Source organism: Streptococcus sp. 27098_8_69, from assembly GCF_041432445.1.
Lineage (GTDB): Bacteria > Bacillota > Bacilli > Lactobacillales > Streptococcaceae > Streptococcus.
The window spans coordinates 25,664-46,267 of record NZ_JAPVZO010000014.1 but is presented as its reverse complement, the minus strand read 5'-3'; the positions used below and the strand labels follow the sequence as shown (position 1 = coordinate 46,267).

Here is a 20,604-nt window from a genome sequence, read left to right as displayed (position 1 = left end):
GTCTCGATTTCCTAGTCTCAGTCCTGAGAAGTTTTAACAAACGATGGCTGGGTTCAAGTTTGAGAATAGAGAAAATAAAGTTTGTGTCACAAGCCAAGTCAGCTATCGTGTCAAAGGTTTATGATTCATAAAAAATCGAGGTCGGGATTCTTCCCAGCCTCTTTTTGTTATTATTTTTTTTAAAGATGTTCATCTTTTTTAGGATTACTCATAAAACGAATGAATAAATCTTTGTATTTATATTTTAAATAGTGTTCGTGTAAGTACATTAGAGCCACATAAACAATCATGAAGATTGTGGTTAAGTAGAACAAATCAAATGTTGTTTGAGCGTAATGAGTAGCACCCCCATAAGAAGAGAAAGCACCTAAAATCATCCAAGGAAGATATTTGTAATATTTGCTTGACATAGACCTACACCTCCAATATCCTATTTCAATTTTATTATAGCCCTTCAAGAAAAAAATGCAAGCGATTACGCTTGTAAAATATAGTATTTTTAGTAGGAAAAATTTTCCTGTTTTTTTTAATTCTTTACGAATAAAAGATATAGGAGGGATAAGGAAATAAATGTACTAAAAAATAATTCTAAAAAATTTTAGATAAATAGTTGACAGATTTAAAAACAAATATTACAATAATGTTACAAAAATATTTCTTAACATTTCAAAAATGTTACAAAGGAGCATAAGATGAAAAATAAAACTTCTATCAAATTAATGGCCGCAACTGTACTCGCTTCAACATTGCTATTGGGGGCTTGTGGTAATAAGAAAGAAAATACCACAAGTGATAGTTCTAGCAAGACAACACAAGCATCTTCTAGTTCTAAGGCCAGTTCTTCAAGTAAAGAGAACAAAACTCAGAAGTCCTCAAGTTCAACTTCATCAGAAAAAGCTAAATCATCATCTTCTGATCAGTCAACAACTACTGCTAATCAATCGCAAGCAACACCAGCACCAGAAACAAAACAAAATCAAGAACCTTCTGCTAAGCAAACCCCTTCTCAAGCCCCATCCAATCAACAAGGAACACAAGCAAAACAGAATCAGTCAGCTTATGATCCAGCAACTGATCGCAAACTTCAAGACAAGCAGGCAGAACATAACAAACGTTATAAAGGTGTCTTGACTATGGTGGACAAAGATTTTTCGGCTGCGGCTGGAAATTGGAAGGGTGCGAATGGTGAAACTATCACTGTTTCATCAGGTGGTCAATTTACAGTAGAATCTGCTGATGGCAAGAAAGAAAACTACTCTATTCAAAGCTATTCTTATACCCTTGATGATGGGAAATACAATGCTGAAGTAGGTGGTGGAAAAGTCATCCAAATTACAACAGGTGCAGATGGTACTGTTTCAAGTGTTACTTTGATTAAGCCATAGACTTCAGTACTGACATAATTTGTTTAAAAATAGTTTAGTTGATGAGTACCTACAGCATTTGAAGTTGATAAGACGTCATAAATGAACTTCAGAGATGAGACTAACTTAGGAATATATGTAATCATGTCTACCTGAACTGACCGTTTTTCACTTAGTTTCTTTCAGAGAAAGTGGTATAATGAAAAAATCAAAGGGAAACGAGTGATGAATCAATGCCAGATAAATTAATTTTACCTCAAAACACACGACTCATGGGAGTGTTCCTTGGTTTTATCGGTGGTTCTTTGGATGTATTCTGTCACATCCAGTACCATAGTTTGGTGGCAACACAGACAGGGAACATTCTCCTGCTAATATCAGATTGGCACGATTCACATGTCATCAATACTATGTTGAGATTCTGTTCTATTATATTCTTTTCCCTAGGATTTCTTTTTGCCTTACACGTGAAAGAATATCGCAAAACAGCCTATTGGCGGGTTAAGATGCTACTTCCCTTATTTATCGGGACCCTTGTTCTTCCCTTCTTTTCCCGCTTTCCTCTATTAGAAGTTCCTTTTATTGCTTTTGGAACAGGCATGATGATGCTAACATTTACGGGTAGTTTGATTGAAGATCATCCCTATGTCATTTTTATGACCTCTGGAAATTACCGAAAGATGTTGACTGCTTTGTATCGCATCGTTAGAGGAAAAGGAGATGTTCAAGAATATCGTCGTCAAGCCTTGAACTATGGTATTGTTGTAGGGAGTTTCGTTTTGGGGGCAATTAGTTTGGCTGTATCTATGCATTTTCTCCATGAATGGTCTATCTGGATTGTCAGCTTCAATTTGTTTTTGATTATGGCATACTATATTGCTAGAGTGAAGCAACTCGATTTGCAAGATGAAAATATATAAAAAATGGCAAATCTCAATTTGAGGGATTTGCCGTTTTTGGTACGATGGACATGTCGTACATCTGAGGTGGAAGTCCTCCGTGGGCTCTCCGCTACCGGTAACTCTTGAGCAACTGAATTTGTCCATTTGGGGATGGATAAACTATTTCTCATTGGGAAATATGAAGCGCATAGTCACCAGCATAGATGAGCGCTTGCGTACTCGTCTACGAGTGATTATATGGAAGCAATGGAAGAAGAAATCTAAACGACTGTCGGGCCTACTTAAGTTAGGAATTCCTAAAAGGATAGCAGATAAGGATCTGGCTGGGGTGAACACTATCAATTAGGGCTCAGAGGCCGGTACTTAAACGTGATATATCAAAACCAGTCCTCGAAAACGTGGACTGGTTTCTTACTTGGTTTACTACCTTGAACGGCATGTACCATGGTGTGAGTGGGGTTAGTCTTAGCCGCTACTCGATTTTATTTCGCCAACTTCTTCATCTCATCAATACGTGCTACGGTCGCGTCGTATTTAGCTTGGTAGTCGGCTTGTTTGTCGCGTTCTTTTTGGACGACTTCTGGTTTGGCATTGGCTACGAAGCGTTCGTTAGAGAGCTTCTTACCGACCATATCCAGTTCTTTTTGCCATTTAGCGAGTTCCTTGTCGAGACGAGCGAGTTCTTCTTCGACATTGAGGAGGTCAGCCAGTGGCAAGTAGATTTCTGCTCCTGTGATGACGCTTGACATTGCGAGTTCAGGTGCAGGGATGGTTGATGCGATTTCCAAGTGTTCTGGATTTGTGAAGCGTTTGATGTAGTTGACATTGCTGTTAAAGAAGGCTTCTAAGTCGCTATCACTGGTCTTCACAAGGATGGTGATTGGCTTGCTTGGTGCTACGTTTACTTCCGCACGCGCATTACGAACAGCACGGATTAAGTCTTTAAGGCTTTCCACACCTGTGTGAGCCGCAAGGTCCTCAAAGGCTGGGTTAACAGTTGGGTATTCCGCTGTCACGATAGAGCCTTCTGAGATTTGTCCAAAGATTTCCTCTGTCACGAATGGCATGATTGGGTGAAGGAGACGAAGGATCTTGTCCAAAGTATAAAGGAGAACAGAACGTGTGATGACTTTCTCTTCTTCGTTATCGCTATAAAGGACTTCCTTAGTCAACTCAATGTACCAGTCTGCAAACTCATCCCAGATGAAGTTGTAGAGGATGTGGCCAGCAACACCAAACTCAAACTTGTCAAAGTTTTCAGTAACTTTTCCGATTGTTTCGTTGAGGTTGTGGAGGATCCAGCGGTCAGTGACATTTCCAGCTTCCTTGTTGACAACTTTTTCGACATTGGCAGTTGCTTGCTCAAGAGTCAAGCCTTCATTGTTCATAAGGATGTAGCGAGAGATGTTCCAGATTTTGTTAATGAAGTTCCAAGATGCATCCATTTTTTCGTAAGAGAAGCGCACGTCTTGCCCTGGTGCAGATCCGTTTGAAAGGAACCAACGAAGGGCATCGGCACCGTATTTCTCGATGACATCCATCGGATCAATCCCGTTACCGAGAGATTTAGACATCTTACGTCCTTGCTCATCACGGATAAGACCGTGGATCAGAACGTTTTGGAATGGTTGACGGCCAGTGAATTCCAATGACTGGAAGATCATACGAGACACCCAGAAGAAGATGATGTCGTAACCTGTTACCAAGGTTGAAGTTGGGAAGTAACGTTTGAAGTCTTCTGAGTCGACATCAGGCCAGCCCATAGTTGAGAATGGCCAAAGGGCAGAACTGAACCACGTATCCAAAACGTCTTCGTCCTGAGTCCATCCGTCACCTTCTGGAGCTTCTTCACCGACGTACATTTCACCCTCAGCATTGTACCAAGCAGGGATTTGGTGACCCCACCAGAGCTGACGAGAGATTACCCAGTCGTGGACATTTTCCATCCATTGGAGGAAGGTATCGTTGAAACGAGGTGGGTAGAATTCTACCTTATCATCTGTATCTTGGTTGGCAATGGCATTCTTAGCCAATTGGTCCATCTTAACGAACCATTGTGTAGACAAGCGTGGCTCAACCACAACACCTGTACGTTCTGAGTGACCAACACTGTGGACACGTTTTTCGATTTTAACGAGGGCACCGATTTCTTCTAACTTAGCCACGACTGCCTTACGAGCTTCGAAACGATCCATACCTGCAAATTCGAAGGCCAAGTCATTCATAGTCCCGTCATCGTTCATGACGTTAACTTGTGGCAAGTTATGGCGTTGACCAACCAAGAAGTCGTTTGGATCGTGGGCAGGTGTGATTTTCACGACACCAGTACCAAACTCAGGATCTGCGTGTTCATCTCCAACGATTGGAATCAATTTATTAGCGATTGGAAGGATGACGTTTTTACCAATCAAGTCCTTGTAGCGTGGGTCTTCTGGATTGACCGCAACCGCAACGTCCCCAAACATGGTCTCTGGACGAGTTGTCGCAACTTCAAGGGCATGCGAACCGTCTTCTAACATGTAGTTCATGTGGTAGAAGGCGCCTTCGACGTCCTTGTGGAAAACCTCGATATCGGAAAGGGCTGTGCGAGCTGCTGGGTCCCAGTTGATGATAAATTCACCACGGTAGATCCAGCCTTTTTTATAAAGGTCCACAAAGACCTTACGAACGGCTTTTGATAAACCTTCGTCAAGCGTGAAACGTTCGCGAGAGTAGTCTACAGAGAGACCCATCTTGCCCCATTGTTCCTTGATAGTAGTGGCATATTCGTCTTTCCATTCCCAGACTTTGTCAAGGAATTTTTCACGACCAAGGTCGTAACGGCTGATGCCCTCGCCACGCAAGCGCTCCTCAACCTTAGCTTGAGTGGCAATCCCAGCGTGGTCCATACCAGGAAGCCAAAGCGTGTCGAAACCTTGCATGCGTTTTTGACGGATGATGATATCCTGCAAAGTTGTATCCCAAGCGTGACCAAGGTGGAGTTTCCCAGTTACGTTTGGTGGTGGAATGACGATTGAATAAGGCTTAGCCTTTTTATCGCCTGAAGGCTTGAAAACATCGGCATCAAGCCATTTTTGGTAACGACCAGCCTCAACTTCGGCTGGATTGTATTTAGGTGAAAGTTCTTTAGACATATGTGTGTCCTTTCTAGTTAATATTTTTAAATAAAATTAGTATGTAGGAGATAGACTTTGATTCAATTCATCTTGTTTTCTCACTATCTTCTATAAGCAAAGAAACGGTGAAAAATTTTACATTAACTTTCTCTCATTATCTTCATAATATGTTTATCAAAGTCTGATATAATTTTTTGAGTGCGGTTAAATTTTTCATACTCTTGGGTGGCTTTTGAGTCTGCTTGTTTCTTGGAAATACTTCCTTTTCCTTCTAAGATTTCATATTCATTAAAAGATAGAAAACGATCAATACTATCTGCCAATCCTCGCATTGTAAAAGTGTTACGACGCTCAATCAAACCTTCAATATAATCAAAGTAGGCTGTAACAGTTCGCTCTAGTTGTCGAATTTCTTTTTCTTGCAAATAATTTTTGGCTACCGTTACATCTGATTTGAGCACTCGTCCATCAGGTGCATTCTTCCAAGTAGTTAATCCCATTTTTTCTTTACTAGCATCGGCTTGCTGATAGATAATTTCTGCAGCAGTACTTCCAGTAATTGCATAATGAAATTTATTTTGTACCATAGCATAGAAGTTTTTAGTAATATCTGAGTTTCGATCATAATCTATAGCACACTCAGCAAAGATATCCGTAATTTGCTGGTAGATTCGGCGTTCGCTAGAACGAATAGAGCGAATTCGTTCTAAAAGTTCACGGAAATAATCTTGTCCGAAAACAGTCTGTCCTTGTTTCAAGCGTTCATCATCTAAAACAAAACCTTTGATGATAAATTCTTTCAAAGTCTTGGTTGCCCAAATTCTAAATTGAGTAGCCTTACTGGAATTTACACGATAGCCGACTGAAATGATAGCATCCAGATTGTAATATTCAAGTTCACGTCGGACAGTTCTATTTCCCTCTTGTTGAACCTGTGCAAATTTTGCACAAGTTGACACCTTATCCAACTCACCACTATCATAAATGTTTTTCAAGTGCTTTGTAATGACACTTCGTTCAACTCCAAAGAGCTCCGCAAGACTTTTTTGAGTCAACCAAAGATTTTCATCTTGTAAAAGAATATCTAGCTGAACGTCGCCATTTGGTGTAGTATACAGGATGAAATTAGAAATTTCATTCAAGGTAATTCCACCTCCCCCCTTCCATAAACAATTACTTCTCGTTCTTAAACTTTATACCGTTTTCTTTCAGCTTTTTAACGGTTACGGGACCAATTCCCTTCAAAGCGAGAACTTCTTTTTCGGTCCATTTTTTGAAATCTGTAGACCTACGAATCCCATTTTCAACAAAGATGTGAACAAGATTCATCCGGATTCCCTTCATTGTTTCCTCGCTCATAAAGGAGTACCAGTCATTTACCTTGGATAAATTTCTTATCACACTGGAATGATTCGAAAATACTGGTTTACGACGGAACTTCTTGGCTTCGTTTGTTAGAAATTTTGTTAAAATAATATTTTCTAGTAAATAATCAAATAGAGGATACAAACTAGCTTGTAGCGATTCAATTGAATTTGGGCAATAACATTCTTGGTCTTCGATATCTATAACTTTGAATTGCCAATCTTCCTCTATAAAGAACTCAACAGCTTCATCATTGATTTCCACTAATTTTGCAAATAGCTGACTTGCTTCCTCAATTTTCCCTTGAGAAAAAGCAGAGATGATGGCATGAATAAGAATGGTATCGTCCCGTTTCCCTTTATTTAATTCTTCACGATAGAAACGTTCAACCTTTAGTTCCTGACCAGTAATATGATACAAGGAAAGCATACAGAAAACAAAATTAGGAGGAAAACGTTCTGGTCGCTTACTCAAATATAGATTAATCAATTCTATAGCCTTAGAATTTAAGTTCTCCGTCATATAATATTCAATCAGAAACATGAGAGCAGACAGGATAGGGCGTGCTTCAAAATAATTCCAACTATTGTATCCATTCATTTTCCATTTTTCTAAAACTAGAACTTCAAAATCCAATACTTTTTTAAAAGTTGACAAATCAAAATCTTCAACTTCTGATAAGAATAAATGAAAATCAGCAGCAAAATAATCTGGATTGATTTTTAAAACTTGCTTTAACAGTTTATTTCGCTTCTGTGTATTCGGAGTATGCATAGCTTCTCTAAATAAAGCATGATCCTGATTCCAATCAAAAGTCCTATTTTTCAGTTGGTAATTAATTAGCTGAACATCTGGATACTCTCCGTGTTCATCAGCATATTGCATCACTGCTGTATGTAGTTCATCGAAATTTTGAATGGTCCGACGTTCTACAAAAGTTGGATTTTTGGCCATGATTTCTGTCCAAGCAGCCTCTTCTTCAGAAATAACTTTGATATCCAACTTTTGCTGGCGTTTTAATTCTTTTTTTCTATTTTTCTTTTTAGCCATCTATTTTCTCCTCTAACTCATTCTTCAATAAGTCCTATCTCAACTGCCAGATACAAGCATTAATGGGAAAAACCACTTTCTCAGCGATTCGTTGATTTTGAAGGTTGTGCCCTAAGCGTAAGCAAGGTGGAGTTTTTCCAGTTACATTGGGTGGTGGGAATCACGAACGAAAAAGATTGAGACTTTTGAACTTCTTGAGTCTTGAGAACGTCTTCTTAAAGTTGTTTTGTTAACGACCAGCCTCAACATAGGATGGAGTGTATTTAGGTGGAAGTTGTTTCACTTTAGTTCTCCATTTTTTGCTTTTACATATAATTGTATAGTATTATTAAACTTGTTTAATCCCATTTTTTTACCTATATTTAATAAAAATTTGGCTACTCTTCCTTCTTCTTTCTTATGATTCAATAGATAATAATAGCCAAAGAGTATACTAAATAATATTATCACTGATACTACAAGAAATAACATTGAATATACTCTTGTTGCCCCGTTGCTTAAATAATCTTCAAAAGAACATGGACTTTTCTTTTCGAAGAATGACGATATTATAAGTGAAAAGTAAAATAAAAATGTGAAAATATAAATAACAAATTTATTAATTGACCACTTATATTTTAACTCTTTTGGAACATTTTCTATTTTTTTCCCACCTCTTAGATACATGAGAAAGTCCTCTGAATTAATAAAATTCCACAATGTTATGAAACCAGTGACTAGAGCCCACCATTTTATATCAAATGCTCCCAGTAATAATAAGATTGGAAGAAAAACTATCATAAGAACTAGAAGAGTTCGTACTTTTATCCCAATCATTATTGCTAAGAGTGAAAAAATTAATGAGTAAGCCAACAAAAGAGAGCAAATCTCCTTAAACTGATCATCTAAACTTATATTAAAAGATGAAAGTAATATTTGTATCCAAGCGAGTATTACAATCCATAAGAATCTAAAGACAATACTCCTTATAGCTAATGCAAGTTTATTTTTTTCATTTTTTCTATCTAACTGATAATAATTTGATAAAGTAAAGTATGAAATAGATAATATTACCATAGATAACAGTAATAGGTATTTTATAATAAAAAAATTAGCATCTTGAAGCCGAGAGGAAATAAATATTATTACAGCAAATGATAGTAAATGCCATCCAAAAATATTATTAAATAAGTCTGTAACAATTTTTTTCATTTCACCGCCTCCCACTCACTCCTCAGCAAGCCGTATCTCAAATCATCGCAGCGATTGCCTTGGGCATCTTTGCGGTCTCGGATACGAGCTTCAAGAGTAAAGCCAAGTTTATCAGCAACTCGTTGACTTTGGGTATTGTAACCAAAACAAGTCAGCTCAATCTTGTGTAGGTTCAATTCTTTAAAAGCTAAATCAATCGAGGCACGCGCCGCTTCAGGAACATAACCGCGGCCCCAATAATCTGGGTGCAAGGTATAGCCAATCTCTAGCACATCATCTTCGTAGCGATGGGGGAAATCGACAGAACCAATGATTGTATCGGTCCCTTTAATCACAATTCCATAGCCTGCTGGGAGATTATCCTTTTGATTGCGCTCGGGAAGGATATGTTCTAGGTAATAAATCTCATCTTCCAAGGTCTTGACAGGTGGAAAACCTGCTGGGTAAGAGACTTCTGGACGACTAGCATAGTCAAAGATATCCTCTACATCCGCCATTGTTCGGACTCGCAAGACCAGTCGCTCAGTTTCGATTCGTTCAGGTAATGTTGCTCTTGTCATTCTTCTGCCTCGCTTTCTTAATAAAGCTTCCCATGGGATCGACTCGGTCATCTAGATAACGGTAAACGCGCTGATGGCCGTCCCCCATAAAGTAAGTCGGCGCAAAGTGGTCATTTTTAAAATGTCCCTTGTCATCCAAGAGCTCTGGATCAGCTAGTCGATCTAGAATCTTGGCAAAGATATGGCAGATGCCATCTTCCTCGATAATCCGATCAACCTGGCAATCCAAAACGACTGGACAAGCCTCCAAAATAGGAGCCTGAGTTCGTTCAGAAATCTCATAGTCAAGGCCTAGGTGTTTCAATTTCCCCCGATGGCTAATGAAGCCAGCCTGTTCCATCTCAAGCATGAGGTTTTCGTCAGGGATGTTGACAGTGAACTGTTGATAATGCTTAATCTGGTCAGTCGCATTTTCCTCAGCGCCAACACCGATGACCAGCCAATCTCCCAGGCTATAAGAGGAGCTACAGGTCGTGATATTGTGCCCAAAGTTCTGGTCCTGATAGCCCAAGATGAAGATAGGAAAACCATAGTAGAGCTTACTTGTTTTAAAAGATTGTTTCATGACAACCTCCTTTGGCTAGGGGTGCAAAATAAAAATCGCCCCTGTCATCAATCTGACAGGGACGAACATGTTTATCCGCGGTACCACCCAATTTCGGGCAAAGCCCGCAACTCTCGTCTTTTTGTTTCTCTTTGATTAGGTTTGCAACTCGCTACCTAGTCCTAAAAGGAAACAAAAAGATTTATATTTCATTTTTAGATTTCATCCATTAGCAACCAGTTTTGACACATTTGTGGACTTCTCAGCACCGCCACTTTCTGTAAAATGTGGGATTCAAAACACCTCTATTGGCTCTATTGTAGCAAGATTTTTTCGGAAATGCAAGGCACAAGAAAAATTACTTGAACTTGATACCATTTTCTTTCAATTTCTTAATAGTAGCCGGACCGATTCCTTTCAAGGCAAGGAGTTCTTTTTCTGTCCAGTTTTTGAAGTCAGCTGCAGATTTGATTCCTTCATCGTAGAAAGTTTTAGCGCGATCTACTGAAAGTCCACCTAGGTTGGCTGCGAAATCTTCTACAGAAGTAGCAACTTTTTGAGCTTGCTCTTTGGTTGCTTCTACAGTTTTTTCAACCTTTTTAGAGACAGCTTTACCTGCATCGCTTGCTGCTTTTTCAGCATGTTTTACAACTTTTTTTGTTTCTTCGACAACCTTGTTTACAGTGTTTGAAAATGCACCTGAGCGACGGAGGCTGTTTCTTAATTGTTTTTTACGTTGGAGTGTCTTTGACATGATAAAATCCTTTCAATAAAAAATCCCTGTGGCTGAACAAGGATCGAATCTCTATGGTTTTATTGTATCAACTTTCTTTAGGAATTGCAAGGCTTGATATACTGGAAATATAGGAGATATATGGGAAATTTTACCGTAGAATGATAGGCGATAATAGAAGAAAAGTGAAAAATATGGTATAATGAAACGATAGATTTTTGAATAGGAATACAATCATGTTTGGATTTTTAAAAAAAGATAAAGCAACAGAACCCCCCACAATGGTGCCAGACCACATCGGTGTGATCATGGATGGGAATGGCCGTTGGGCTAAAAAACGGATGCAGCCACGAGTCTTTGGCCATAAGGCTGGGATGGATGCTTTGAGAAAGGTAGCTATTGCTGCTAGTGATATGGGCGTCAAAGCCTTGACAGTCTATGCCTTTTCAACTGAAAACTGGACCCGTCCAGATCAGGAAGTCAAATTTATCATGAACCTGCCAGTTGAATTCTATGATAAGTTTGTTCCTGAATTGCATCAGAAGAACATGAAGATTCAAATGATTGGGGAGACTGATCGTTTGCCGAAACAAACTTTTGATGCCTTGAAAAAGGCAGAGGAGTTGACCAAGTTAAACACAGGCTTGATTCTTAATTTCGCCCTTAATTATGGTGGACGAGCTGAGATTACACAAGCGGTCAAGTTGATTGCACAGGATGTTTTAGATGCAAAGATCAATCCTGGTGATATCACAGAGGAATTGATTGGGGAGTACCTTTTTACGGGTCATTTGCCAAAAGTCTTGCGTGATCCTGACTTGATTATTCGGACTAGTGGAGAACTTCGTTTGAGTAATTTCTTGCCATGGCAGGCTGCTTATAGCGAGCTCTATTTCACGGATGTCTTGTGGCCTGACTTTGATGAGGAAGCCTTGAAAGAAGCTATCATCGAGTACAATCGTCGCAACCGTCGTTTTGGAGGAGTTTAGGAGATATTATGATACAGGATTTACAAAAGAGAACCCTTTTTGCTGTCTTGGCCTTAGCTATCTTTATCCCAATCTTGGCGATTGGTGGCTTATGGCTCCAGATTGCCATGGGGATTGTGGCTATGTTGGGAGTTCATGAGTTGCTTCGTATGAAAGGGTTAAATACCATGACGCCTGAAGGGCTCTTGACTTTACTAGCAACCTTTTTTCTGACTATTCCTTTGGAAAACTACCTGAAGTTTTTGCCCGTGGATGGAAACGTTGTTGCTTATAGTGTCGTGATTCTCATCTTGTTAGGAGCAACGGTTTTTAGTAAGAACTATACCATTGAGGATGCTGTTTTTCCGATTGCCATGAGTTTTTATGTTGGCTTTGGTTTTAATACTTTGGTCGATGCTCGTATTGCAGGTTTGGATAAGGCGCTTTTGGGACTTTGTATGGTCTGGGCAACCGATAGTGGAGCCTATCTGGTAGGAATGAAGTTTGGTAAGAGAAAGCTGGCTCCGAGAGTTTCCCCTAACAAGACCATAGAGGGTGCTATGGGAGGTATCTTGGCTGCTATGCTAGTGACTTTGATCTTTATGCTAGTTGATAGTACCGTTGCTTTACCTTATGGGATTTACAAAATGATGGTCTTTGCTATTTTCTTTAGTATAGCTGGTCAGTTGGGGGACTTGATCGAAAGTGCTATGAAACGTCACTTTGGTGTCAAAGACTCAGGTAAGTTTATCCCAGGCCATGGTGGGGTACTGGACCGTTTTGATTGTATGCTAGCTGTATTCCCGATTATGCACCTCTTTGGCTTATTTTAAGGAAAGGTAAATAGAAATTAAATGATAGGATTACTAACATTTATCCTAGTTTTTGGGATTATCGTGGTGGTTCATGAGTTCGGGCATTTTTACTTTGCTAAGAAGTCCGGGATTTTGGTTCGTGAGTTTGCCATCGGGATGGGTCCCAAAATCTTTGCCCATATCGGAAAAGATGGGACTGCTTATACTATTCGTCTCCTGCCACTGGGTGGTTACGTTCGTATGGCAGGTTGGGGTGAAGATACGACAGAGATTAAGACTGGAACCCCTGCAAGTCTAACATTGGCAGCGGATGGCAAGGTTAAGCGTATCAATCTCTCTGGGAAAAAGGTTGACCAGACTGCTTTACCCATGCAGGTCACTCAGTTTGATTTTGAGGATAAACTCTTTATTAGAGGCTTGATCTTGGAAGAGGAAAAGACTTTCTCAGTTGATCATGATGCAACCATTGTGGAAACTGATGGAACGGAAGTCCGTATCGCTCCATTAGACGTCCAATATCAAAATGCGACTGTCTGGGGGAAATTGATTACCAACTTTGCTGGTCCTATGAATAACTTTATCCTAGGAGTTATCGTCTTCTGGATTTTGATTTTCATGCAAGGTGGCGTTCGTGATACGCAAACGAACAATTTCAGTATTATTCCAGATAGCGCTTTGGCTAAGGTTGGAGTTGAGAATACGGCCCAAATTACTAAGGTCGGAAGTTATGAGATTTCAAACTGGTCAGATCTGATCCAGGCGGTTGATGCAGAAACCAAGGACAAAACAGCGCCCGTTTTGGATGTGACGGTTTCTGAAAATGGCACTGAAAAACAAGTGAGTGTGACCCCTGAGGAAAGCCAAGGGCGTTATATCTTGGGTGTCCAGCCGAGACTCAAATCAGATATCTGGTCTATGTTTATGGGTGGATTTACAACTGCAGCTGATTCAGCCTTGCGAATTCTCAATGCTTTGAAAAGCTTGATATTCCAACCAGATTTGAATAAACTAGGCGGTCCCGTTGCCATCTTTAAGGCAAGTAGTGATGCTGCTAAAAATGGTCTTGAGAATGTCTTGTTCTTCTTGGCTATGATTTCCATCAATATCGGGATTTTCAATCTGATTCCAATCCCTGCGCTCGACGGTGGAAAAATCGTGCTTAACATCCTAGAAGCTATTCGCCGCAAACCACTAAAACAAGAAATTGAAACCTATGTCACTCTGGTCGGAGTTGTCATTATGGTCGTTTTGATGCTCGCCGTGACTTGGAACGACATCATGCGTACCTTCTTTTAAGAAAATAGAGGAGTCATTATGAAACAAAGTAAAATGCTTATCCCAACGCTTCGCGAAATGCCAAGCGATGCTCAAGTTATCAGTCACACTCTTATGTTGCGTGCTGGTTATGTTCGTCAAGTATCAGCAGGTGTTTATTCATACCTACCACTTGCTAACCGTGTTATCGAAAAAGCTAAGAAGATCATGCGTCAAGAGTTTGACAAGATTGGTGCGGTTGAGATGTTGGCTCCAGCCCTTCTCAGTGCTGACCTTTGGCGTGAATCTGGCCGTTATGAAACCTACGGTGAAGACTTGTACAAATTGAAAAATCGTGAGAAGTCAGACTTTATCTTGGGCCCAACTCACGAAGAAACTTTCACAGCTATTGTCCGTGATTCTGTCAAGTCTTATAAGCAATTACCACTGAACTTGTATCAAATCCAGCCTAAGTACCGTGATGAAAAACGTCCACGTAATGGACTTCTTCGTACGCGTGAATTCATCATGAAAGATGGTTATAGCTTCCATGCTAACTACGATAGCTTGGATGTAACTTATGATGAGTACAAGGCAGCCTATGAGCGTATCTTCACTCGTAGTGGTTTGGACTTCAAAGCAATCATCGGTGACGGTGGAGCCATGGGTGGTAAGGATAGCCAAGAGTTTATGGCCATCACACCTGCTCGTACAGACCTTGACCGTTGGGTTGTTTTAGACAAGTCTGTCGCATCATTTGACGAGATTCCTGCAGAAGTGCAAGAAGAAATCAAGGCAGAATTGCTGAAATGGATGGTTTCTGGTGAAGATACCATTGCCTACTCAAGTGAATCAAGCTATGCAGCTAACTTGGAAATGGCTACCAACGAGTATAAACCAAGCAATCGTGTTGTAACTGAAGATGAAGTGGCTCGCGTGGAAACACCAGGTGTCAAATCGATTGATGAAGTCGCAGCCTTCTTGAATGTCTCTGAAGAGCAAACAATCAAGACCTTGGTTTATATCGCAGATGAGGAGCCAGTTGTGGCCCTGCTTGTTGGCAATGACCAGCTCAACGAAGTCAAATTGAAAAACTACCTTGGAGCAGATTTCTTGGAACCTGCAACTGAGGCAGAAGTGAAAGAATTGTTGGGAGCTGACTTTGGTTCACTTGGCCCAGTAGATCTTCCAGAAATTGTCAAGATTATCGCAGACCGCAAGGTACAAGATAGCCGCAATGCTGTTGTTGGTGCCAACGCAGATGGCTACCACTTGACTGGTGTGAATCCAGGTCGTGACTTCACTGCTGAGTATGTGGATATCCGTGAAGTTCGTGAAGGTGAAATTTCTCCAGACGGACAAGGTATTCTTAACTTTGCGCGTGGTATCGAAATCGGTCACATCTTTAAACTGGGTACTCGTTACTCAGCAAGTATGGGGGCAGATGTCTTGGATGAAAACGGTCGTGCTGTGCCAATCATCATGGGATGCTACGGTATCGGTGTCAGCCGTCTCCTTTCAGCAGTTATGGAGCAACACGCTCGCCTCTTTGTTAACAAAACTCCAAAGGGTGAATACCGTTACGCTTGGGGAATCAACTTCCCTAAAGAATTGGCACCATTTGATGTACACTTGATTCCAGTTAATGTCAAGGATGAAGCAAGTCTTGAATTGACTAATCGCATCGAAGAAGCCTTAGTCAACAAAGGCTACGAAGTCTTGACAGATGACCGTAACGAACGTGTCGGTGTTAAATTCAGTGATAGCGACTTGATTGGTCTTCCAATCCGTATCACTGTTGGTAAGAAAGCAGCTGATGGTATCGTAGAAGTGAAGATCAAGGCGACAGGGGATACGATCGAAGTTCACGCAGATAACTTGCTTGAAACTCTTGAAATCCTAACAAATAAATAAAATCTATAATCAGAAGAAAAACAAGACAAAAATGTAACTAGTTTTTGCCTTGTTTTTTCTGTATAATGAGAGAAAGTAAGACTCAATGAAAATCAAAGAGCAAACTAGCCGCAGGTTGCTCAAAACACCGTTTTGAGGTTGTGGATAGAACTGACGAAGTCAGTAACACATATACGGCAAGGCGACGTTGACGCGGTTTGAATTTGATTTTCGAAGAGTATAAACATTAAAAGCGTAAAAAGAGGTAGTACTATGCTAAAATTTCCAAAGGATTTTGTCTGGGGTTCCTCAACTTCTGGACCACAGACAGAGGGGCGAGTGCCTGGTGACGGCAAGGGAGATAATCTCTGGGATTATTGGTACCAAGTAGAGCCAAATCGCTACTATAATGGGATTGGCCCTGACAAAACGTCGACCTTCTATGAAAATTGGGAGAAGGACATTGAACTCTTGTCAGAAACAGGTCATACAGCCTTTCGAACTTCTATCCAGTGGTCTCGTATTTTCCCACAGGGGCGTGGAGAAATCAATCCTCAAGGGGTGGCTTTCTACCGTCAGGTTTTTGAAGCTATCAAAGCCAAGGGGATACGTCTTTTAGTCAATCTTTATCACTTTGACCTGCCTTTCGCCCTTCAAGAAGATGGGGATGGTTGGGAAAATAAAGCAACTATTAAAGCTTATGAAGACTATGCTCGTTTCTGTTTTGAGACCTACGGTGACCTTGTGGACCAATGGATTACCTTCAATGAGCCTATCGTTCCTGTAGAGTTTGGCTATTTTTATGATGCCCATTATCCACATAAGGTGGATGCCAAAGCAGCGGTTAAGGTTGCCTATCATACACAACTGGCGAGCACTCTTGCAGTTAAGGCCTGTCATGAAGTCTTGCCTAGTTCTAAGATTGGGATTATCCTCAACTTGACACCAGCCTATCCACGTAGCCAACATCCTGCAGACGTGAAAGCTGCTCGCATTGCTGACCTCTTCCAGGCACAATCTTTCCTAGATCCGTCTGTTTTAGGAGCTTATCCAGAAGAGTTAGTGGAAATTTTGTCTGAGCATGACTTGTTACCAGAATACACAGCCGAAGAGTTAGAACTCATTCGCGATCATACGGTTGACTTCCTAGGAGTCAACTACTACCAACCTTTGCGTGTTATGGCGCCGCGTTTTGCTAAGCATCCTGATAGCCCGCTTTTGCCAGAACATTTCTATGAGCCTTATGTCATGCCTGGTCGTAAGATCAATCCGCACCGTGGTTGGGAAATCTACGAGCAAGGGATTTATGACATTGCCCAAAACATCAAGGAAAACTACGGTAATATTGAGTGGATGCTGACTGAGAATGGGATGGGTGTTGAAGGTGAAGACAAATTCCGTGAAAATGGTATGATTCAGGATGACTACCGTATCGACTTTGTCAAAGGTCACCTTCGTGAGCTTCATCGCGCTATCGAAGACGGTGCCAACTGTACAGGCTACTTGATCTGGACCTTTATCGATTGCTGGTCATGGCTCAACAGCTACAAAAACCGCTATGGTTTGGTTGAGCTTGACTTGGGAACACAAGAGCGCCGCCTGAAAAAATCAGGCCACTGGTTCAAAGAACTCAGTGACAATAATGGGTTTTAAGAGTAAAATAACCAATTAGATTAAGAAAAAACCATTGGAAATGAACTTCTCAATTTGAGAGCTTCCAATGGTTTTTCTTGTTCTTATAATAGTCCGATAAAAAGCATCAAGGCTGATAAAGCAATGAAGGCTAGGGTTGCTAGACCACGTTGGCCTGGGCTGTAAATCTTTCGTTCGCCTAGAACTGGGAAGACGACAGCTAGTAATGCACCGCCGACAGCTCCACCGACATGCCCAGCAAGGCTGATGCCAGGCATTAAAATACTTCCTACTAGGTTGATGACCAAGAGGGAGAGGTAGGATTGACCGAGCTGTTGAAGATAGGGGTTGCGTGAGGCATAACGAAGAACGACAATAGAAGCGAACATGCCATAGAGGGCAGTTGAAGCACCCGCGGTAATGGCATTGGGACTAAAAACGAGGACAAAGAGATTTCCCATCATACCTGATAGAAGGTAGATAAAGAAAAACTGTTTGGAGCCAAAGATTTGCTCCATCTGACGTCCCAAGAAGTAAAGGGATAGCATATTGACTAAAAAGTGCTCCAAGCCAATGTGGACAAAGGTTGCTGAGAATAGGCGCCAAATTTGTTCAGGCATGGCCTTGATAGCAGGAGGATAAACAGCTCCAAACCGATACAAGGTAGCTGCACTTGTGTAATTGAAACCACTGGTTAGAAACATGAGTATAAAAACCAGGGTGGTCACGAGAAGAAAGAAGCTCGTGACAGGATAACGACGATCAAAAATTTCTTTCATAGATGAGTACCTCCTCAACGGGAATATCATGTGGATCAGGATGGAAATCCTGAATCTGGCATGGATAAAGCGTACTAATGGTATGGCCCGAGAAATGCTCCAAGTAGCGGTCGTAATAGCCTCCTCCGTAGCCAACCCGATAGCCAGAAGGATTGAAAGCCACACCAGGAACATGAATCAAGTCAATCAGAGAGGGTTCAATGATTGAGAAGTTTCCTTTGGGTTCAAGAAGTCCAAAAGAATTTCGTTCGAGTTTCTCTGGTTCATATAGAACAAAGTCCATTTTCCCATGTGGATAAGTTTTGGGAATGAGAATCGTCTTTCCATCTTTCTGAGCTTGTTCGATAAGTTTAGCTGTCTGAAATTCATGAGGAAAAGATAGGTAAGTGGCAATAGTTTTTGCTTCCTTATAAAAAGGATGTTGAAAGAACTGCTCTGTGAGCCAATCGTTCATGCTCTGCTTTTCTTCCTTAGATAGAGACTTGAGTTCTTGTAAGACCTGCTTGCGTAAGCTTTTTTTCATAGTTTACTCCGCAACTTTCTTTGCTAAGAAGCTTGATACAGCTTCGACACCGATAGCTAGAGCTTCTTCTTTAGGACTCATCTTTGGATGGTGAAGGGCGTAGGGACTATCAATACCTAGCCAGAACATGACGCCAGGAACCTTTGAAAGAAGATACCCAAAGTCTTCTCCTGTCATGGCAGGTTCAATATCGATTAGTTCAATGCCCTCTTTTTCATCAAAGAAGGTCATCAATTCACGGGCTAGTTCAGGGTTGTTTTCGACAGGCAAATAACCTCCCTGCTTGAGTTCAACTTCCACTTCCATATCAAAGGCAGCTGCCACACCTTCTGCGATAGCTTTGACACGTTTTTGAACCAAGAGACTCATATTGTGTGTAAGAGCTCGAATTGTTCCATGTAAGAAGACTGTATCAGCGATGACATTATTGGTTGTACCAGCTTGAAAAACACCGAAAGTGACAACAGCTCCCTCGATAGGATCGACATTACGGCTGACAACCGACTGAACTTGGGTCACAAAATAGCTAGCTGCAACCAGAGCGTCGTTGGCTTCATGTGGAAAGGCAGCGTGACCGCCTTTACCCTTAAAGCGAATCTTAACTTCACATGTTCCTGCAAAGAGTGTATGGGTATTGGTCGCAATTTGTCCAACTTTTAAGTCTGGACGAACATGAAGTCCATAGAATTGGTCAGGCAACCAGTCGCCAAAAGCATCATCTTCATACATGAGCATACCACCTGCTTCGTTTTCTTCTGCAGGTTGGAAGAGAAAGAGGAGATTGTTTTTTGGTTGGTTTTCTAAAGCACGTTCGAGACTTCCCAGGGCAATGGTCATGTGAAAATCATGTCCACAAGCATGCATGCGTTCTGGGTGCTGAGAGGCAAAAGGAAGACCTGTTTGTTCAACAATCGGGAGTCCGTCGATGTCTGTTCGCCAACCAATGGTACGTTCTGGCTGACTTCCTTGCAAGTAAACTAAAATACCTGTTCGCCAGGTACGAATCTGAACAAAATCCTTACCAGCTGTTAATGTTTCAATAACATTGAGTAAATAAGCGTGAGTCTTGAATTCTTCTAAACCAATCTCAGGAATTTGGTGAAGATCGCGTCGAGTTTGAATCAAATCTAACATAGTTAATTTCCTTCTATTGATACGAGAAAGAGGCTGGAAATATTTCCGCCTCTGTTACTAATTACAAGGTGCGAAGCGCATCCTCTAGCGCTGTTTTTTGTTGGGTTTGGCTATCGATTTCCTTGATAACACGAGCTGGGACACCTGCTACCACAACATTTTCAGGAACATCTTGAGTGACGATAGCGCCTGCTGCAACAACAGAACCACTACCGATTTGAACACCTTCGATAACTACAGCGTTAGCACCGATGAGAACATTGTCACCGACACGGACAGGTTCAGCACTAGCTGGCTCGATAACGCCTGCAAGAACAGCACCTGCACCAACGTGGCTATTTTTACCGACAATAGCGCGTCCGCCAAGGATAGCTCCCATATCAATCATAGTGCCAGATCCAATTTCTGCACCGATATTGATAACAGCACCCATCATGATAACAGCATTGTCACCAATCTCAACTTGGTCACGGATGATAGCGCCTGGCTCGATACGAGCATTGATATCACGTTTATCAAGGAGAGGTACAGCCGAGTTGCGAGCGTCTTGTTCAACAACATAGTCCTTGTTTTCTGTAAGTCCTTCGAGAAGTGGAGCGATATCTTTCCAGTCTCCAAAAAGAACATTCCCAAGCTTGATAACAGAAGCAGGGATAGTTCCGGCAAGTTGCCCCTCAAAGGTCACTTTCACACTAGTCTTTTTCTCAGCATTTGCGATAAATTGGATAATTTCTTGTGCATTCATTTTTGTAGCAGTCATAGGTGTCTCCTCACTCTTTGT

General features: G+C 41.1%; 19 protein-coding genes and 1 pseudogene. 8 read left to right on the top strand and 12 right to left on the bottom strand.

What is annotated here, in order from left to right; genetic code table 11:
* Positions 1 to 179: 179 nt before the first annotated feature.
* Positions 180 to 410, bottom strand: coding sequence for a hypothetical protein (locus O3658_RS06335; RefSeq protein WP_371560130.1), 231 nt, complete (start codon positions 408 to 410; stop codon positions 180 to 182).
* A 282-nt stretch (positions 411 to 692) separates the two neighbouring features.
* Between O3658_RS06335 and O3658_RS06330 the strand changes: the two genes are divergently transcribed.
* From O3658_RS06330 to O3658_RS06320, 3 genes and pseudogenes are all read left to right on the top strand, one after another.
* The gene (locus tag O3658_RS06330; RefSeq protein ID WP_045762773.1) at positions 693 to 1,385 is read left to right on the top strand and encodes a hypothetical protein; all 693 of its coding nucleotides are present in this window, start codon (positions 693 to 695) and stop codon (positions 1,383 to 1,385) included.
* A gap of 212 nt (positions 1,386 to 1,597) precedes the next feature.
* A complete protein-coding gene (locus O3658_RS06325; protein WP_371560128.1) occupies positions 1,598 to 2,284 on the top strand; it encodes a YoaK family protein in 687 nt (228 codons plus the stop codon).
* 25 nt (positions 2,285 to 2,309) lie between these two features.
* Positions 2,310 to 2,729, top strand: a pseudogene (locus tag O3658_RS06320) (group II intron maturase-specific domain-containing protein).
* A gap of 19 nt (positions 2,730 to 2,748) precedes the next feature.
* Here the strand turns inward: O3658_RS06320 and O3658_RS06315 are convergent.
* From O3658_RS06315 to O3658_RS06285, 7 genes are all read right to left on the bottom strand, one after another.
* Positions 2,749 to 5,400, bottom strand: a complete 2,652-nt coding sequence (locus O3658_RS06315; protein WP_371560126.1) for a valine--tRNA ligase — start codon at positions 5,398 to 5,400, stop codon at positions 2,749 to 2,751.
* A gap of 122 nt (positions 5,401 to 5,522) precedes the next feature.
* On the bottom strand, positions 5,523 to 6,524 hold the full coding sequence (locus tag O3658_RS06310) for a virulence RhuM family protein (protein WP_371560124.1): 1,002 nt from the start codon (positions 6,522 to 6,524) through the stop codon (positions 5,523 to 5,525).
* A gap of 31 nt (positions 6,525 to 6,555) precedes the next feature.
* Positions 6,556 to 7,797, bottom strand: a complete 1,242-nt coding sequence (locus O3658_RS06305) for a hypothetical protein (protein ID WP_371560122.1) — start codon at positions 7,795 to 7,797, stop codon at positions 6,556 to 6,558.
* 279 nt (positions 7,798 to 8,076) lie between these two features.
* Complete coding sequence (locus O3658_RS06300) at positions 8,077 to 8,988, bottom strand: hypothetical protein (RefSeq protein ID WP_371560120.1); 912 nt, start codon at positions 8,986 to 8,988, stop codon at positions 8,077 to 8,079.
* Complete coding sequence (locus O3658_RS06295; RefSeq protein WP_371560118.1) at positions 8,985 to 9,548, bottom strand: GNAT family N-acetyltransferase; 564 nt, start codon at positions 9,546 to 9,548, stop codon at positions 8,985 to 8,987. The genes O3658_RS06300 and O3658_RS06295 overlap by 4 nt, the downstream gene beginning before the upstream one ends.
* Positions 9,526 to 10,113: a flavin reductase family protein gene (locus O3658_RS06290; RefSeq protein ID WP_371560116.1), complete on the bottom strand. Its 588-nt coding sequence runs from the start codon at positions 10,111 to 10,113 to the stop codon at positions 9,526 to 9,528. Before O3658_RS06290 ends, O3658_RS06295 begins: the two co-directional genes overlap by 23 nt.
* 337 nt (positions 10,114 to 10,450) lie before the next feature.
* Positions 10,451 to 10,846, bottom strand: a complete 396-nt coding sequence (locus O3658_RS06285) for a helix-hairpin-helix domain-containing protein (RefSeq protein ID WP_049509840.1) — start codon at positions 10,844 to 10,846, stop codon at positions 10,451 to 10,453.
* A 215-nt stretch (positions 10,847 to 11,061) separates the two neighbouring features.
* On the opposite strand from O3658_RS06285, the gene O3658_RS06280 reads away from it, so the two are divergent.
* The 5 genes from O3658_RS06280 to O3658_RS06260 all read left to right on the top strand — a co-directional run bounded on the left by O3658_RS06280 (position 11,062) and on the right by O3658_RS06260 (position 17,408).
* Positions 11,062 to 11,814, top strand: a complete 753-nt coding sequence (locus O3658_RS06280; RefSeq protein WP_371560114.1) for an isoprenyl transferase — start codon at positions 11,062 to 11,064, stop codon at positions 11,812 to 11,814.
* Between the two features lie 8 nt (positions 11,815 to 11,822).
* Complete coding sequence (locus tag O3658_RS06275; RefSeq protein ID WP_371560112.1) at positions 11,823 to 12,626, top strand: phosphatidate cytidylyltransferase; 804 nt, start codon at positions 11,823 to 11,825, stop codon at positions 12,624 to 12,626.
* A gap of 21 nt (positions 12,627 to 12,647) precedes the next feature.
* A complete protein-coding gene (rseP, locus tag O3658_RS06270; protein WP_371560110.1) occupies positions 12,648 to 13,904 on the top strand; it encodes an RIP metalloprotease RseP in 1,257 nt (418 codons plus the stop codon).
* Between the two features lie 18 nt (positions 13,905 to 13,922).
* Complete coding sequence (locus O3658_RS06265) at positions 13,923 to 15,776, top strand: proline--tRNA ligase (protein WP_371560109.1); 1,854 nt, start codon at positions 13,923 to 13,925, stop codon at positions 15,774 to 15,776.
* Positions 15,777 to 16,028: 252 nt separating this feature from the next.
* On the top strand, positions 16,029 to 17,408 hold the full coding sequence (locus O3658_RS06260; RefSeq protein WP_371560107.1) for a glycoside hydrolase family 1 protein: 1,380 nt from the start codon (positions 16,029 to 16,031) through the stop codon (positions 17,406 to 17,408).
* Between the two features lie 83 nt (positions 17,409 to 17,491).
* Here the strand turns inward: O3658_RS06260 and O3658_RS06255 are convergent, their stop codons facing one another.
* From O3658_RS06255 to dapD, 4 genes are all read right to left on the bottom strand, one after another.
* On the bottom strand, positions 17,492 to 18,166 hold the full coding sequence (locus O3658_RS06255; RefSeq protein ID WP_371560105.1) for a rhomboid family intramembrane serine protease: 675 nt from the start codon (positions 18,164 to 18,166) through the stop codon (positions 17,492 to 17,494).
* Complete coding sequence (locus O3658_RS06250; RefSeq protein WP_371560103.1) at positions 18,150 to 18,689, bottom strand: 5-formyltetrahydrofolate cyclo-ligase; 540 nt, start codon at positions 18,687 to 18,689, stop codon at positions 18,150 to 18,152. The genes O3658_RS06255 and O3658_RS06250 overlap by 17 nt, the downstream gene beginning before the upstream one ends.
* A gap of 3 nt (positions 18,690 to 18,692) precedes the next feature.
* Entirely contained in the window at positions 18,693 to 19,823 is a 1,131-nt protein-coding gene (locus O3658_RS06245; protein ID WP_371560101.1) for an N-acetyldiaminopimelate deacetylase, read from the bottom strand.
* 61 nt (positions 19,824 to 19,884) lie between these two features.
* Positions 19,885 to 20,583, bottom strand: a complete 699-nt coding sequence (gene dapD, locus O3658_RS06240; RefSeq protein WP_371560099.1) for a 2,3,4,5-tetrahydropyridine-2,6-dicarboxylate N-acetyltransferase — start codon at positions 20,581 to 20,583, stop codon at positions 19,885 to 19,887.
* Between the last annotated feature and the right edge of the window lie 21 nt (positions 20,584 to 20,604).